Here is a 15,578-nt window from a genome sequence, read left to right as displayed (position 1 = left end):
AATCATCGAGCATAAAGGGTGATCGCTACTGGGGGGCATCCATGCCGGGTACCCCGGTGAGCTGCGTGCACGGATGGGCCGAATGATTCGAAATGCACATGGTTAACTCATCGGTGTCAGATCCTTGCGGAATACCGCTCGCCACCGATACGCATCCGGCCTTGTCGGCAGGGATACCTGCTCGATTCGAATGGCTCGCAGCCCGCCGACCGCGAACGATTCGATCTCCGCGCGCGTCAGCGGCCATGGCGGACCGTCCACGTGCTCGCCCTCCACTCGAATGCCGGAGATCACCAACAGCTCACCGCCCGCCGCCACCATGCCCGCGACACGCGCGATCGCGTCCGCGCGTACCGACAGCGGCATCGATTGCACGGTGATGGACTCGACCACGAGGTCGAACGCGGCGGTCCACTCGGAAGGCGGATCGAGCAGGTCGGCCACCACGTAGTCCACCGGCGAGTTGGGGAAGCGCTCGCGCGTGGTACGGATCGCCGTCTCCGAAATATCGAATGCTGTGGTCCGGAAGCCCAGTCGCACAACATGTTCGGCGTCTCGGCCCAGACCGCTGCCGACTACGAGCGCCTGCCCGCCGACGCCGGCGGGCTCATGGCGTTCGGCCCAGTCGACCAGCAGCGGATTGGGCTCATCGGCATCCCATGGCACGATCGCGGAGCCCGCCTGGGCGGCGGCGTACAACTGCTCGAACCATCCGGTCGGATCGCCTTGCGCGAGCGAGCGAGTAGCCAGCCGGGTTGCGTCCACGTCACGAGGGTTGGTCACCCATCGAGTCTTGCAGAACGCGCGGGCACTGTCGGATCGACGTCCCGGCGCACCGTCGGCTGGCTCGTTGGAACGTGCGCCGTCTACTCGGGTTCGGTGACGAAGTCGATCAGTCGCTCCACCGCTCCGATAAGTGGGGGTTCGAGGTCGCGGAAGGATTCGACGGCGTTGTAGACACGTCGCCAGCCCTCTTGTGGAGTGCCCCAGCCCAGGCGGCGGCAGATGCCGGTTTTCCAATCTTCTCCGCGTGGGACCTGCGGCCACGCCTCGATGCCGACGGTGGCGGGCCGGACGGCCTGCCAGACGTCGATGTAAGGGTGGCCGGTAACCAGGACGTACGGGCCGAGGCCGGTGGTCAACTGGGTTTCCTTGGAGCCGGTGACCAAGTGGTCGACCAGCACACCGACCTTGCGGCCGGAGCCGGGATCGAATTCGACGAGTCGTTCGCCGAGGTTGTCCAACCCTTCCAGATGCTCGACGACGACGCCCTCGACGCGCAGGTCGTGACCCCAGACCCGCTCGACGAGCGCGGCGTCGTGCACGCCCTCCACCCAGATCCGGCTGGTTCGCGCGACTCGGGCCCGCAATCCATCGACTCGGGTCGAGCCGGACGCCGAGCGGGTCTCCTTCTTCGGCGCGACGGCGGTGGGCCGGATCAGGGTGACGGGTCGGCCGTCGATCAGGAAGGCGGCTTCGCGTAGCGCGAACAGCCGTACCGCACCGCGCCCGTCCTCCAGCTTCACGAACTCGCCATCGTAGCTGCGATCGAATCCGACCACCGCGCCACAGAACCCGGTGGCCGCATCCTCGACGACGAGATCTCGCTCGGCCGTCACCTGTGGCACCGCTCGTTTCTGCTTGCGCGAATGCCCGCCGAAGATGTCATTGCCATACATGTCACGCGAACTCACCCGCCCGAAGCTACCGGGCCGGGGCCGTCCAGCGCGCCATCTCGGCCCGGCGCGGCGGGCGATTGCGCCCGCATCAGCGGCAGCACGCGCACGGCAACAGGGGTGACTGATCTTGCGTTTGTCTCGCCCCAGATGAGGTTCGGGCTACTACAGTGGATTTGTGGCCGCAATTGTCTGGCTGGTCGCGGGGATCTTGCTCGCGGCGGCGGAGATGCTCACCGGAGATCTCACTCTGCTGATGTTGGGTGGCGGGGCGCTCCTAACCGCCGGAATCAGCTTCACCGCAGGCACATCGGTGATCGTGGACGCGATCGTTTTCGCGGTGGTGTCGGTGGTGCTGATGCTCGGTGTGCGTCCGGTTCTGTTGCGGCACTACGGAAAACCGCCGCTGATACCGACGAATGCGGATGCGCTGCCCGGTAAGTCGGCACTGGTACTCGAACCGGTGACCGAGCACAGCGGGCAGGTCAAGTTGGGCGGCGAGGTGTGGACCGCCCGACCGTTCGATCCGACCGAAGAGTATCCCGAGGGGACCAAGGTGTTCGTCATGAAGATCGACGGCGCGACCGCCGTCGTGTGGAAGGGGCCGTAATGGCTGTACTGATCGTGGCCGCCGTTCTTGTGTTGTTGGTCGTGGTGGTCGTCTTCAAGTCGATCGCGCTGGTGCCGCAAGCCGAGGCGGCCGTTATCGAGCGGCTCGGCCGATATTCGCGGACCGTGTCCGGCCAGTTGACGTTCTTGGTGCCCTTCGCCGATCGGATCAGGGCGAAGGTGGATCTGCGCGAGCGAGTGGTGTCGTTCCCGCCGCAGCCGGTGATCACCGAGGACAATCTGACGCTGCATATCGACACCGTCGTGTATTTCCAGGTGACAAGCCCGCAGGCGGCGGTGTACGAGATCAGCAACTACATCGCCGCGGTCGAGCAGTTGACGGTCACGACCCTGCGTAACGTGGTCGGCGGTATGACGCTGGAACAGACGCTGACTTCCCGTGACCAGATCAACGGTCAACTGCGCGGTGTGCTGGACGAGGCGACCGGCCGTTGGGGTCTTCGCGTCGCGCGGGTCGAACTCAAGAGCATCGATCCGCCGCCGTCGATCCAGGAGTCGATGGAAAAGCAGATGAAGGCCGATCGCGAGAAGCGCGCGATGATCCTCACAGCAGAGGGCACCCGGGAGTCGCAGATCAAGACGGCCGAGGGTACTAAGCAGGCCGCGATCCTGTCCGCGGAGGGTGCCAAGCAGTCGGCGATCCTCGCGGCCGAAGGTGAGCGGCAGAGCCGTATCCTGCGTGCCCAGGGTGAACGCGCCGCGTCCTACCTTCAGGCACAGGGGCAGGCAAAGGCCATCGAAAAGGTCTTCGCCGCCATCAAATCCGGCAAGCCGACGCCGGAACTGCTTGCCTACCAATACATGCAGACACTGCCACTGGTCGCTCGCGGCGATGCGAACAAGGTGTGGTTGGTGCCGAGCGACTTCGGTAAGGCGCTCGAAGGCTTCGCGCAGAACTTCGCGACCAAGGGTGAGGACGGTGTGTTCCGGTACGAGCCCTCACCTACCGAGGATGTGGCCAGTAAGCCGGAGGACGATTCCGATGTCGCGGGTTGGTTCGATATCGCCCGCGACCCTGCTATCGAACGAGCGGTCCGCGCCGCGGAGGCCGATGCCCGCGCACCGGTCGAAGGGGCCATCCCGCCGCGTCGTTCGTACGAACCTTCGCCGCACCAACCGGTGCTTCCCGTGCACGAAGCAACCCCGCCGCAGCAACCCCGCCCCGACGATCCCCAGGGGCGGCCGTGGCAGCAGCCCGGCAATAACCCGCAGCAGTAGTTCCTGGCAACGAAACCGCTCCGGAGTCCACCTGGACTTCAGGGCGGTTTTGTTGTCGCAGTGGTCGATTCATGCTGTACGCAAACCGTTCATGGCGAGATCGATGAAACGTTTCCAGTCACCGCTCCCGGTGCGGATGGTCGCGGACAAGGCTCCGACGAGCATGTAGACGTCGGCAACCGTGACGTCGGCTCGCAGCGTTCCCGCGGCCTTGCCGTCGGCGATCAACACCTCGATCGCCGCTTCGAGCTCGGCAAGGGCCGGGCCGCGCGGTTCGGTCTCCGAAGTCCCTCGGGCGGCTTCGATGGCCGCCGAGAGTCCGCGGTCGGCGGCCAGTACCTCGCCGACCCTGGTCAGGTACCGCTCCAGCCCGCCGCCCAGCTCGGGTCGGCTGCGACATTCGGTACCCGCGTACGCGGCCAGCTCGGCGAAACGGTGCTCGGCGGCGGCCTCGACGAGGGCCTGCCGAGTGGGGAAGTGTCGGTACACGGTGCCGACGCCGACCCCCGCCGCCCGCGCCAACTCCGGCATCTGTACGTCGTCGCCGCGTTCAGCGAACAACGCGCGTGCCGTCTTGAGTACGCGTAACCGGTTGCGCTGCGCGTCTTTTCGGCCGGATGTCGAGGGGGTTGACAAAGGCTGCGCTCCTTCGCATTAATTGAAATGGAATCGGATTCCGGTTCCAGTATCGCACAATGGAGGACAGGTTTCCATGTCAGAAGACCGTTTCATCTATCTCGAGCCCACCCAGGTACGCCAAGGGCGCGTGCCGATGCCGCCCGCCTTCGCGGTGAAGGCCATGACGGCCGACACCGATGGTCGCTTCTCCCTGCTCGAAGTGACTCTCGCACGCGACATTCCGCGGCACATCCACCACTCGGCCGATGAGGGCATCTACGTCCTGGAGGGGGAACTCGGGATCGACTACGACGACCGGACATATATCGCAGGGCAGGGGACCTTCACGCTGTTGCCGCGTGGGATCCCGCACGCATTGCGGTGCGTCTCGACTCCGCCGCCGCGGGTACTGCAAATCTCCTCGCCCGGTGGCTGGGAGCACTACCTCGAGGACTTGTTCGAGGCCGGGCCCGCCGTGCTGACCGATGGCAAACTCGACCCGGCGAAGATCAACCCGATCGCCGCGACCTACGACATTCAGTACGAAGAACGCTGATCGATTTCCGGCGCAGCACCGTGCCTGCTGTCAACAGCGCCGTACGCCCGGGTCGGCAATGACTGTGCGTCGGGCTGACCCGGACTCCCAGGAAACTGACAGGCTGTACACAGCGGGTGTGATCCTGCGGTGTCGAGAATTTCGCTGTGACCAATGCCGCTGTGACCCTGACCAGTGCTGATGTCGAGAAGACCGAGGGGCCCGACCGGGCGGATGGGCGGTCGCCCCGGTGGTCGAGCCGAACCTGGGAGCGGATCGGGCTAGCGGTGTTGCTGGTAGGGACCGCGGTCGCCTACCTGTGGCACATCACCGTCAACGGGATGGGGAACTCGTTCTACGCCGCATCGGTGCAGGCGGGATCCGAGGATTGGAAGTCGCTGCTGTTCGGATCGCTGGACAGCAGCAACTTCATTACCGTCGACAAACCTCCGGTGTCGCAGTGGGTGATGGGCCTGTCGGGGCAGCTGTTCGGGTTCTCCAGTGCCAGCATGCTGGCGCCGCAGGCCTTGATGGCGGTAGCGGCGGTCGCGCTGGTGTACGGCGCGGTCGCACGCGTCAGCGGTCATGGAGCCGGATTGCTCGCGGGTGCGTCGCTTGCGCTGATACCGGTGGCCGCCATGATGTTTCGATTCAATAACCCGGATGCGGTGATGGTGCTGCTGATGACGGCGGCCGCGTACTGCACGATCCGGGCGCTGCCGCGGGCGAGCGCGTGGTGGCTGGCGTTGGCGGGGGTCGCGCTCGGGTTCGCGTTCCTTGCCAAAATGCTCGAGGGGCTGATGGTGCTGCCCGCCTTGGGTATTGCCTATCTGGTCGCCGCGCCGACCGGACTCGTCAAGCGGGTGGTGCACCTGCTCGGTGCGGCGCTGGCCCTCGTCGTGTCCTCGGGATGGTACGTCGTGCTGACCATGCTGTGGCCCAAGGATTCTCGGCCCTATATGGCGGGTTCGACGAACAACACCTTCATGGATCTGGTGCTCGGCTATAACGGGCTCGAACGCATCCAAGGTCGCAACGGCGGTGCCGGACGGCCGAACCTGCCTGCCGGTGCAACGCCGCCCGCCGACGCCTATCCACCGCACGGGAATTCGGGGTTCGGCGCGATGGGCTCGCAGGTGGGCAGCACCCGGCTGTTCACCGGTGAGATCGGCTTCGAAATCAGCTGGCTGATCCCGGCGGCGCTGCTGGCCCTCGTCCTGGTGCTGTTCGCTCGCGGCCGCCGCCCGCGCACCGATCTGGTCCGCGCGGGCGCCATCGTTTTCGGGGTCTGGCTGATCGTGGACGGTGTGGTCTTCAGCTACATGAACGGCGGCATGCACGCCTACTACACCTTCGCCATCGCTCCCGCGATCGCCGGACTGTTCGGGCTCGGCGTGCATGAAATGTGGCGGCTGCGTGACCGCGCCCTCGGCCGTTACGGCTGCGCGGCACTGATTCTGGCCAGCGGCGTCTGGGGCTTCGTGCTGTTACAGCGCAATGCGGAGTGGCTGCCAGCGCTGCGCTGGGTCATCCTGGCGGTGACCATCGCGACGGCCGTCGGCGTCGTCGCCACCTCGTGGTCTGCGCTGCGCCGCTTCTCGACGGTGCTGATCGTCATCGGTGTCTTCGCGGGCCTCGGCGGCACCTCGGCATACGCGGTAGCGACTCTGGGGCAGGCACATACCGGCGGCGGTCCATCCGTCGGACCGGCCGAGCCGGGGCGTGGGAACGGGTATATGGGCGCGGACATCGCGAGCCCGCAACTCGACGCGATACTGCGAGCGACAACGACACGATGGTCCGCCGCCATCGATCACTCCGCACCCGCGGCCGCCCTCGAATTGTCCAGCAACACTGCGGTAATGGCTATCGGGGGCTTCAAGAACGACCCGACGCCGACTCTCGGTGAGTTCCAGAACTATGCGCGCAATGACGAGGTCGCCTACTACATCGTGGTGAAGCCTCGGAACCCCAGGAGCCAAGAGCCCGGCCAGGATTCGGCACCCGCCACGGGATCGGGGCGGGTGCCGGGCCCGGGCCGGGCACGCGGCGGACCACAGGGCAGTGGTCATAGCGACATCGCGGAATGGGTCGCCGCGAACTTCACGTCGACCACAGTCGGCAACGCGACTGTATTCGATTTACAGAAGCGCAAGCAGCCCTAGTCGCTGATGGCAGGATCGGGAATCTTCTCCGCTGGTTTCGCCTTGGACAGCGGGTCCGCGATGTCCTCCAGAGACTGGCCCTCGGCGTTCACACCGAAGCGCCAGGCGACCACGCCACCGAAGATCATGGCACCGGCGCCGATCACGTAACCCATTGTGAGCGGGAATCGATCGAGGTTCGGGTTATCGGCGCCTCCGATCAAGCGACCGAACAAATACGGTGCGACAACACCTCCGGCGCCCTGCGCGATCGCGAAGAAGAACGAGATGGCCTGACCGCGCAGCTCCAGCGGGAAGATCTCGCTGACCGTGAGATATGCCGAGGAAGCGCCGGCCGAGGCAAAGAAGAAGATGACACACCAGAAGAGGGTCTGGGTGGTGGCGTTCAGAATGCCCGCATGGAACGCCCACGCGGAGGCGAGTAGGAGCAGGCCGGAAATTACGTACGTCCCGCAGATCATCTTCCTGCGGCCGATGGTGTCGAAGAACGGGCCGAGTACCAGCGGGCCGATCAGATTGCCTACGGCGAACGGGAAGAAATAGTAGCCGGTGTGCTCGTTCGATATCCCGTAGAAGTGGATCAGAACCATACCCGCGGTGAAGAAGATCGCGTTGTACAAGAACGCCTGGGTGGCCATCATCGTGAACCCGAGGAAGGAACGGGAAGGATACTGGCCGAAGAAGATCCGGGCCATCCGCACATATGACAGTTGACCCGCGTCGACGATCTCCAGGGCCTTGCTCTCGTCGACCGGAGGAACTTCGACGCCTTGGCTGCGCAGCTGCGCTTCGATCTCGTCGACAGTCTGTTCGGCTTCGGCGACCCTTCCGTGAGTGAGCAGCCAGCGCGGGCTTTCGGGGATCTGCTTACGCAGGAAGATAATGATGAGCCCGAGGACCGGGCCGATGAAAAAGCCGATTCGCCAACCCCAATGGATCGGGACGTAGTTCTCGTTGAACAGGACCAGGCTGGCCGCCGCTCCCAGCGCCGCGCCGCCCCAATAGGTGCCGTTGACAGCGATGTCGACCCGGCCCCGATATTTGGACGGTATTATCTCGTCTATCGCCGAGTTTATTGCCGTGTACTCGCCACCGATTCCGGTACCCGCGATGAAACGGAAGAAATACAGCGACCACGCACTCCAGGAAAGACCGGCCAATCCGCTGCCGATCAGGTAGATCGCCAGGGTCAGGATGAAAAGTTTCTTGCGGCCGAGTTTGTCGGTGAGCTTACCGAAGAAGAGTGCGCCCACGACCTGGCCTGCTAGATACCACGATGCCGTAGCGCCGACCTGTCCACTCGTCAGGTGTAGGGTCCCGGCGTTCTGTAGTGCTCCGCTCATGCTGCTGACGATTTGAATCTCGAGTCCGTCCAGAATCCAGGACACGCCTAGACCCGTGACGATGAGCCAGTGGAATTTGGCCCACGGAAGCCGGTCCATTCGTGCCGGAACCAAGCTTTTTATTACTGCTGTTTCAGCCATTGACATCCTATGTTCATCTCAACTTGTCAAAGAAATATTAATTGGTCCACGGGCCTACATTAGTATTGGACAGGATCATATCTATATTTACGGCCCGAGTCTTAGCGCGGACCGCGTCGGTAAGATTCTGCTCGGTCGGGTCCCTCGAATAGCGTACGGACGCTTGGCTCAGGTCCCGGGCGAGCTGGCTGCCGATATACCGGCGAGTGTCGTCGTTGACCGATCCCCATTCCGTGACAGGCACGGCGTTCCTGAATTCCTCCACCGGCCTGTCCCAATGCTGCTGGACTTTGTGAACGAAATTTTGGTCCACATTTCTGTTGTTCTGCTCCAGCGGGCGTGGCGCGAGCAGCCGGAACAAACTTGCGGATTCCGCGAGTTGGGCATTATATGCGGCCCTCTCCTGGGGCTGGAACCCTCGGGCGGTTTCGGCGAGTTCCAAAGAGGCAGCGGCTCGTGCAAGCGGGTTGTATGTCACCTGGTTATCTTCGGCTACAGCGTCCATGCGAATGTTGGCCTCAATTGCCCTCGCGGACATTTCTCGAGAGAATCCGGCAACGCCCAGGGCGCCGATGGCGTCGCCGCGGTCCCCACCGAGGTGCAGTACATTCGTGATGGCGGCTGCGGCAGCTCGTGGGTTGAGGCCGCCGAATTCTTCTACCGCCGCCCGAGCGGACGCATCATGCGCATTCTTTCCTGCGGTGAGACGGCCCATCCAGCTCTCGTTTGTCTCGGTCGGCACTTCGCCGAGAAGCAATCTGTAATTCAGATAGTTCATGTGCTGTTGATCTTTGGAAAAGTGCGTAAACGGCATCGGACGGCGGAAAATCCAAGAGGTCGCGGGGTTTGCGTTGACGGCGCTCATGTCGTTGAAGCGACGCATTGCGGCCTCGGTGAGGTGGCCGGGTGACAGCGTATAGCGAAGGCTCGTTTCGGCCATAGCAGCCGGGGCCGGCGCTGGTCGGCCGGCAAGCGCGGCACGGAGCTGCTCAGATATCTGGGTCTGGCCACCGATGAGGCTGATATCGAGTCGCCTCAGTAGCGCGAAGCCTGCAATCAAAAGCATGCCACCGACGAATATCACCGCCATACCACCGCCGGATGCCGCGCGGAAGACACTGTCCAGCACCAGAGCGTAAACGCCTAGGTATACGGTGTATGCCACCATTGATAGAGCGTCGCCTACAATGCCGACCAGGTTGCGAACCAAGAATACCTGCGTGGCGCCGTATATGAATCCTCCCGCGGCGAAGCCGAAGATGGCCAGAATGGCGTGATAGACCGACGAGAGCGCGGCGAGGAATATTTTAATGGCCAAATAGGCAAGAAAGAGCAGCAAGATCGAGCCGAAGATCAACAGCAGCAGGCCGGTACCGATCTGCCCCATGCTCGGGTTCGTGCTCTGGGCATACGCATGGGAGTCGCCGCAGGCCCGCATGCCTCGCACGACTTGCGACTCATTGCCCGCCCCGACTCCCGCCGACCATGCCGCGCGACAGCTCGGCGAGTCGTCGACCACGTGGCCGAAATTCCATACCTGCAGTGGGTGCCGTACAAAGTTGTCGGCCAAGGTGCCGTTCAACGTGTCGACGATCGTCTGTGGCGCCGGGGTGGCATCACCGTTTAGTCCCGCCGCGACGGATATTCCGACGTCGCGTCCCTGGACCAGCAGGCCGTGTGACGACAGCACGTCGGCCAGTGGATTCGCCAGGTAGGTGACACCTATTACGGCGACCGCCAGCATTGTCGCGACCTGCAATACGGCTTTGGCGTGATATCCACGCACAACGAACCATGCCACGAAAAACGCGCCGATCGACGCCGCCAAGGTCAATACGATCGGGGTGGCTATCTGATCGGTCAGCCGATCGCCGACGGCCGTCAACGGCGTGGCGAGCCAGTCGAGCCAGCGGAAACTCACTACATAATCGATCAGCCAGATGGCGCTGATCACAATGACCATGAATACCGTGAATTCCAACCCGAGTATTGTTGATAACACAACATTTCCCGGGTCCAAAAGGCCGCCGTGATCGGTGACCAACAGGTAATTCGACAACGGGATTCCGGCGGAGTCCTTGACGCCGGTCCAAGCGAGTCCGTCGATGGCGGACAGATTTCCGGCAGGGACGTCCGAATCGGTTCTGGCGGCGGCGGCTCCGCCGAGGATGGCCGAGACCACGTGGAGAGCTTGCGTGATGATCAGTAACCGAACCACGGCGCGGCGGCGTGAGGTGGCGGCGACCCAATCGCGAAGCCGCCCACGCACAGCCTTCGGCGCCCAGTACGTCGCGTCCCACGCGTCGAGCCAGGACTTCTGCATTGGGATCGCTCCTCACCGCCGATGGGCGGGAATTCAGGTTACACCGAGATTCCAGTTATGTTGGCCCGCTGTTAAATGTACCGTTAGCTGTCGGCCCGATAAAGTGTGTCGCGAGGTATCGAGTACATCTGGTCGAGGTGCGGCCCGGCTACGACCGCGCCGCGTCTGCCTGCGATGACACCAGTTGCGGCAGAGAGGTTTTCGGCAGGTAGAAAGCTGGACCCGCTGTCGACGGCCGGTCGGCGATCGCCGCGCGCGGATGGCTGCGGGTGGCCGCATAGCCATGGCCTCGCAGGCCTTCTCCACTGCCCGGGCTCTAGGATGCGTATCACGATGTGCTCTGCAAGTTGCGGAAGGCTCGTGGGAGGGTGCCGCACCATCCGGAGTTCGGTTCGCCACCGAGAACGCCGAGGCGATCTTTGCTGCAGGTCCGACCAAACGAATTCGTGCACAAACGGTTTCGCGCATCCGCGATGCGCGGGAGACAGCCGACCGAGACCGATACGCGGCCCTGATCTAAGCGCCGGCCACCATCATCAGCGACGCGACCGACGACGCGGCCCGGTCAGTGAGGTTGGTGCGGGCTGACGGAATCGTGACCGTCGCAAGGGCGACGATCAACCCATTTCGATACTGACTTCCAATTGTCGAGTCTTCCCTGGGCTGGGAGGCACTCGGCGGAGTCGAGCGGCACCGGTTTGCGCGACAATCAGCCGACGGACCACCGTGAGATCGGCACGCTGGTGCACGAGCAGACTCGGCAAATCCTGGCGGCCGGAACGACATGCGGGAGGCACCGGTGAGTCAGTCGCTACGGATCGACTCGGGCGAACTACGCGCGATGGTGTCGTCGCTCGAGCGTCTCATCTCCGAGGCGAATCGAACCGTTGCCGAATTGAAGGCCACCATTGCGAATGCGGAAGCGTACTCGGGTGCTGACCAGCGCGATCGCGACGGCGACTCGCTGATCCCCGACGTCGATCACCGGGCACCGTCCGCTGTGACGGGCCGCTCGGTACGGTCGCGCGTCACCAGCGCGAATGCGGTAGTTGCGAACGTTGAAGGCCCGGCCGCCCGCGGCAACGGTGTGGATCGCAAGGCAAGACCTACCCCATGGTCACGAAGATCAGAGGTTACGCCGTTGTCGAATCCCGTCACGCACTGTGCACCGACGACGGCCGCATCCTCCCGAGCGTCTGTGCACAGCGTGGCGAGCGCGCCTGTCTCGAGAAGACCGCACGTGCCGAGTGCGTCGGATGTTGCGAGCGTGCCGCACATATCGAGTGCGCTGGATGTATCGAGTGCTCCGGATGTGCCGAGTGCTCCGGATGTATCGAGCGTGCTGGATGTGCCGAGTGCGCTGGATGTGCCGCGCGTGCTGGATGTGCCGCGCGTGCTGGATGTGCCGCGCGTGCTGGATGTGCCGCGCATGCCGGATGTGCTGAGTGCGCCGGATGTGCCGAGTGCGCTGGATGTATCGAGTGCGCTGGATGTGCCGAGTGCTCCGGATGTATCGAGCGTGCTGGATGTGCCGAGTGCGCTGGATGTGCCGCGCATGCCGGATGTGCCGAGTACGCCGGATGTATCGAGCGTGCCGGATGTGCCGAGTACGCCGAGCGTGCCGCGTGCTGGGCGCAGAGCCATACCGGTGCCGCCTGCTCGATGGCGGGCTCCGTCTCGCCGCCCGGATTCTGCGGTGCCTCGACCGCCGACCAGCACCGCGCCCGGAGGCGAAACCATGCGGATCGCACGGGAGATGGCGGTTCGGCACGACCTGGAGATCGTCGGATTCGATACGCCGGGCGTCGATGAACCCACCGTTCGCGAGATCTCGGTCGCCGTCGACGAGCTGCTCGCGAAGTACCCGATCCCTTTGCGCGGCATCGAAATCGCCGATGTCGGCGACGCCGCGACGGCACGTCTCGTGCCGGACCGAGGCTCGGGCGCGGGTGGATCGGAGTCCCCGGCGATGTGGATCGTCCTCGACAAGGCGGCCGTCGCGAACTGGGGCCTTCCGCCGGGATCGGCCCCGTCGGCAAGCGCAACGGCCGCCGATCGGCTCGGCTACGACGAGCGGCCGGTGTATACGACGATCGTTCGCGAATTCGGTCGAGCACTCGATACCGCCGGTAACTTCCGCGCCCGTCAGGAGGCGCAGCGCACCCTGATCACCGAAAGTTTGCGTGGCGGGGGAAGTTTCGGTGGTGGTCTGCTCGACCCGGGCAACGCGTTGGTCGAAGGGTTCACCGAGGTCGTGCTGCGTGGGGAGCGGGCGGGCAGCCTGGCGACCGTTCTGCACGGAGTTCTGGTGAAAATGGCCAAGGTCGGGTCCACAGACTCGGCCGAACCGCAACCCTAGCTATTCCGTGGGTCCACCTTCGGCCACCGCCTGATCGATCCGCGAATACACCGATCCGATCGCGCAGATTCAAACCCTCGTGCCTATCGGAGCGCGGTGCTGGAGTAGAAGAAGCGCCGGGTGCACGGCCGCCCGGCCTCCGATCGACGGGTTCCCCGACAACATTGGAGCAACATGACCACGGAGAACATCGCCGAGCAGATCCGGTTCGCCTACTGGGTGCCCAACGTCAGCGGGGGACTGGTCACCAGCGATATCGAACAGCGCACCGGCTGGGATTTCGAATACAACAAGAAGCTGGCGCAGACCGCGGAGCGAAACGGCTTCGACTACGCGCTCTCGCAGGTGCGCTACACCGCCTCCTACGGCGCCGAATTCCAGCACGAATCGACCTCGTTCAGCTTGGCGCTGCTCGGCGCGACCGAGCGGCTGAAGGTGATCGCCGCGATTCATCCCGGGCTGTGGCATCCTGCGGTGCTCGCCAAGTTCGGCGCCACCGCCGATCATCTCTCGAACGGCAGATTCGCTATCAATGTCGTATCCGGTTGGTTCGCTGGTGAATTCACCGCGCTCGGGGAGCCGTGGCTCGAGCACGACGAACGTTACCGACGCAGCGCCGAATTTCTCGAGGTGATTCGCAAGATCTGGACTGAGGACAACGTGAACTACGGCGGCGACTTCTATCGCATTCGCGATTTCACGCTGAAGCCGAAGCCCCTCAACACCTCCGACCGCCCGAATCCCGAACTGTTCCAAGGTGGCAATTCCACGGCCGCCCGACGCAATGGCGGGCAGCACGCCGACTGGTACTTCTCCAACGGCAAGGACTTCGACGGCGTCACCGAACAACTTGACGACCTGCGCACGGTCGCCCGGGCGCATGATCGGGAAGTGAAGTTCGGGCTCAACGGGTTCATCATCGCCCGCGATACCGAGAAGGAGGCGCGCGACACCCTCCGCGAGATCGTCGAGAAGGCTGATAAGCCTGCGGTAGAGGGCTTCCGGAGCGCAGTACAACAGGCGGGTGCGTCGACCAGGGACCACAAGGGCATGTGGGCCGATTCGACATTCGAGGATCTCGTCCAATACAACGACGGGTTCCGCACCCAGCTGATCGGTACTCCCGAGCAGGTGGCCGAACGAATCGTCGCCTACAAGGAGCTGGGTGTCGATCTGATCCTCGGTGGTTTCCTGCATTTCCAGGAAGAGGTCGAATACTTCGGTGCGAAGGTGCTGCCGCTGGTGCGCGAGCTGGAGTCGGTGCGCAGCCCCGCCGCGGTGGGTAGCTGATGACCGCGGTCAGTGCCGACCGTGTCGAGTCCGCGGCGCAGGCACGTTCGATTGCTACCCGACTCGCGGCCGACTTCGCGTCGGGGGCGGCCGCGCGGGATCGCGATCGGGAACTACCGCATCGGGAGATCGATCTGCTGGCTGCCAGCGGTCTGCTCGCGGTTACCGTGCCGTCGGTGCACGGCGGTGCCGATCTACCGCCGAGCGCCGTGGCCGAGGTGGTACGGATTCTCGCCGCGGCCGACCCGAATATCGCGCAGATTCCGCACAGTCACTTCGTCTATCTGAATCTGCTGCGTCTGGCCGGTACCGAAAAGCAGCGGCGGCGGTACTTCGCCAGGGTGCTCGACGGCGGGCGAATCGCCAACGCCCAGTCCGAACGAAGCGCCGCGACAGTCGCCGAGATCGCCACCACCGTCCGGCCCGACGGTGAACGGTTCCGCATCGATGGCGTCAAGTACTACTGCACCGGGTCGCTCTTCGCTGATCTGCTCGCGGTGCTCACGCGGCTGGAGGATCCGGACAATCGCAGCGGCTTGCCCGCGGGGGAGTACATCGTCTTTCTTCCCGCGGACAGTCCAGGGGTTCGCGTCATCGACGACTGGAACGGTCTCGGTCAGCGCACCACCGGCAGCGGAACGGTGTCGTTCGATGGTGTCGTCGTCGAAGGCGACCAGTTGGTCGGGCGCGCGGCCGCGGTCAACGCGCCTACCGGATACGGTGCCTTCGCTCAACTGCTGCACACCGCGATCGATGCGGGTATCGCACGCGGCGCACTCACGGCCGCAACGGAATTCGTCCAAACCAACAGCCGCCCTTGGTTCGAGGCAGGCGTGGCCCGAGCGGTCGACGACCCCCTGCTGATTCAGCGCTTCGGCGAGCTGTCGGTGGCGGTTTCGGCAGCGGAGGCGACGCTCGTAGCCGCAGGCACGGCTGTCGATGCCGCCACCCATGGCGTGCCGGGCGGTGCGGGATCTCCTGACGGCTCGGGGGTTCCGGAGTTGGCGACGCGCGCCTCGCTCGCGGTCGCCACGGCCAAGGTGCTGGCCGACCTGGCCGCGACCGAGGTGTCCGCCGCACTGTTCGAAGTAGGCGGAACACGCAGCGCCGCAGCGGATCTGAACCTGAGCCACTACTGGCGCAATGCCCGCACCCACACCCTGCACGACCCGGTCCGCTGGAAGTATCAGCACATCGGCCGAGCGCTGCTGCATGACACGCCGCCACCGCTGCATGGGGTCATCTGACCCGCTGGCCGCCGAAAATGATTGCGCGAGAGA

At 64.3% G+C, this 15,578-nt stretch carries 12 protein-coding genes; 7 read left to right on the top strand and 5 right to left on the bottom strand.

Translation table 11 applies throughout. The annotated features are described in order from the left end of the window. Window positions 1-102 precede the first annotated feature (102 nt). Together ACLMAJ_RS20775 and ACLMAJ_RS20770 are read right to left on the bottom strand one after the other, a co-directional pair. Window positions 103-783: a class I SAM-dependent methyltransferase gene (locus ACLMAJ_RS20775; RefSeq protein ID WP_412015431.1), complete on the bottom strand. Its 681-nt coding sequence runs from the start codon at window positions 781-783 to the stop codon at window positions 103-105. An 83-nt stretch (window positions 784-866) separates the two neighbouring features. Beyond that, on the bottom strand, window positions 867-1,694 hold the full coding sequence (locus ACLMAJ_RS20770) for a DUF3097 domain-containing protein (protein ID WP_412015430.1): 828 nt from the start codon (window positions 1,692-1,694) through the stop codon (window positions 867-869). 160 nt (window positions 1,695-1,854) lie between these two features. Between ACLMAJ_RS20770 and ACLMAJ_RS20765 the strand changes: the two genes are divergently transcribed. Further along, complete coding sequence (locus tag ACLMAJ_RS20765; RefSeq protein WP_412015429.1) at window positions 1,855-2,286, top strand: NfeD family protein; 432 nt, start codon at window positions 1,855-1,857, stop codon at window positions 2,284-2,286. Continuing rightward, window positions 2,286-3,524 (top strand): SPFH domain-containing protein, encoded by a 1,239-nt coding sequence (locus ACLMAJ_RS20760; protein ID WP_412015428.1) that lies wholly within the window; start codon window positions 2,286-2,288, stop codon window positions 3,522-3,524. Before ACLMAJ_RS20765 ends, ACLMAJ_RS20760 begins: the two co-directional genes overlap by 1 nt. Before the next feature lie 69 nt (window positions 3,525-3,593). Here ACLMAJ_RS20760 and ACLMAJ_RS20755 read toward each other — a convergent pair whose 3' ends face one another. Beyond that, window positions 3,594-4,160 carry a TetR/AcrR family transcriptional regulator gene (locus ACLMAJ_RS20755; protein WP_412015427.1) on the bottom strand — a complete coding sequence of 189 codons (567 nt, stop codon included), beginning with the start codon at window positions 4,158-4,160 and terminating at the stop codon, window positions 3,594-3,596. Between the two features lie 76 nt (window positions 4,161-4,236). Between ACLMAJ_RS20755 and ACLMAJ_RS20750 the strand changes: the two genes are divergently transcribed. Further along, on the top strand, window positions 4,237-4,698 hold the full coding sequence (locus ACLMAJ_RS20750) for a cupin domain-containing protein (RefSeq protein ID WP_412015426.1): 462 nt from the start codon (window positions 4,237-4,239) through the stop codon (window positions 4,696-4,698). Between the two features lie 146 nt (window positions 4,699-4,844). Continuing rightward, window positions 4,845-6,842, top strand: a complete 1,998-nt coding sequence (locus ACLMAJ_RS20745; RefSeq protein ID WP_412015425.1) for an ArnT family glycosyltransferase — start codon at window positions 4,845-4,847, stop codon at window positions 6,840-6,842. On the opposite strand, the gene ACLMAJ_RS20740 is transcribed toward ACLMAJ_RS20745, so the two are convergent. Both ACLMAJ_RS20740 and ACLMAJ_RS20735 read right to left on the bottom strand, forming a co-directional pair. Next, the gene (locus ACLMAJ_RS20740; protein WP_412015424.1) at window positions 6,839-8,326 is read right to left on the bottom strand and encodes an MFS transporter; all 1,488 of its coding nucleotides are present in this window, start codon (window positions 8,324-8,326) and stop codon (window positions 6,839-6,841) included. The genes ACLMAJ_RS20745 and ACLMAJ_RS20740 overlap by 4 nt on opposite strands. 37 nt (window positions 8,327-8,363) lie before the next feature. After that, window positions 8,364-10,649, bottom strand: a complete 2,286-nt coding sequence (locus tag ACLMAJ_RS20735) for a hypothetical protein (RefSeq protein ID WP_412015423.1) — start codon at window positions 10,647-10,649, stop codon at window positions 8,364-8,366. Between the two features lie 1,267 nt (window positions 10,650-11,916). Here ACLMAJ_RS20735 and ACLMAJ_RS20730 point away from each other — a divergent pair. From ACLMAJ_RS20730 to ACLMAJ_RS20720, 3 genes are all read left to right on the top strand, one after another. After that, window positions 11,917-13,008 carry a hypothetical protein gene (locus ACLMAJ_RS20730; RefSeq protein WP_412015422.1) on the top strand — a complete coding sequence of 364 codons (1,092 nt, stop codon included), beginning with the start codon at window positions 11,917-11,919 and terminating at the stop codon, window positions 13,006-13,008. Between the two features lie 174 nt (window positions 13,009-13,182). Further along, window positions 13,183-14,298, top strand: a complete 1,116-nt coding sequence (gene sfnG, locus ACLMAJ_RS20725; protein ID WP_412015421.1) for a dimethylsulfone monooxygenase SfnG — start codon at window positions 13,183-13,185, stop codon at window positions 14,296-14,298. Further along, window positions 14,298-15,545 carry an SfnB family sulfur acquisition oxidoreductase gene (locus ACLMAJ_RS20720; RefSeq protein WP_412015420.1) on the top strand — a complete coding sequence of 416 codons (1,248 nt, stop codon included), beginning with the start codon at window positions 14,298-14,300 and terminating at the stop codon, window positions 15,543-15,545. Before sfnG ends, ACLMAJ_RS20720 begins: the two co-directional genes overlap by 1 nt. Window positions 15,546-15,578 lie beyond the last annotated feature (33 nt).

The sequence above is a fragment of the Nocardia arseniciresistens genome (genome assembly GCF_046764875.1).
In the GTDB taxonomy this organism is placed as follows: domain Bacteria; phylum Actinomycetota; class Actinomycetes; order Mycobacteriales; family Mycobacteriaceae; genus Nocardia; species Nocardia arseniciresistens.
This window is presented reverse-complemented; position numbering and strand designations above follow the sequence as displayed.

What these genes read in the sequence shown, in the direction of transcription:
- ACLMAJ_RS20760 (WP_412015428.1), top strand. Translation starts at nt 2,286, where the DNA reads ATGGCTGTACTGATCGTGGCCGCCGTTCTTGTGTTGTTGGTCGTGGTG.
- ACLMAJ_RS20750 (WP_412015426.1), top strand. Translation starts at nt 4,237, where the DNA reads ATGTCAGAAGACCGTTTCATCTATCTCGAGCCCACCCAGGTACGCCAA.
- ACLMAJ_RS20740 (WP_412015424.1), bottom strand. Translation starts at nt 8,326, where the DNA reads ATGGCTGAAACAGCAGTAATAAAAAGCTTGGTTCCGGCACGAATGGAC.
- ACLMAJ_RS20735 (WP_412015423.1), bottom strand. Translation starts at nt 10,649, where the DNA reads ATGCAGAAGTCCTGGCTCGACGCGTGGGACGCGACGTACTGGGCGCCG.
- sfnG (WP_412015421.1), top strand. Translation starts at nt 13,183, where the DNA reads ATGACCACGGAGAACATCGCCGAGCAGATCCGGTTCGCCTACTGGGTG.
- ACLMAJ_RS20720 (WP_412015420.1), top strand. Translation starts at nt 14,298, where the DNA reads ATGACCGCGGTCAGTGCCGACCGTGTCGAGTCCGCGGCGCAGGCACGT.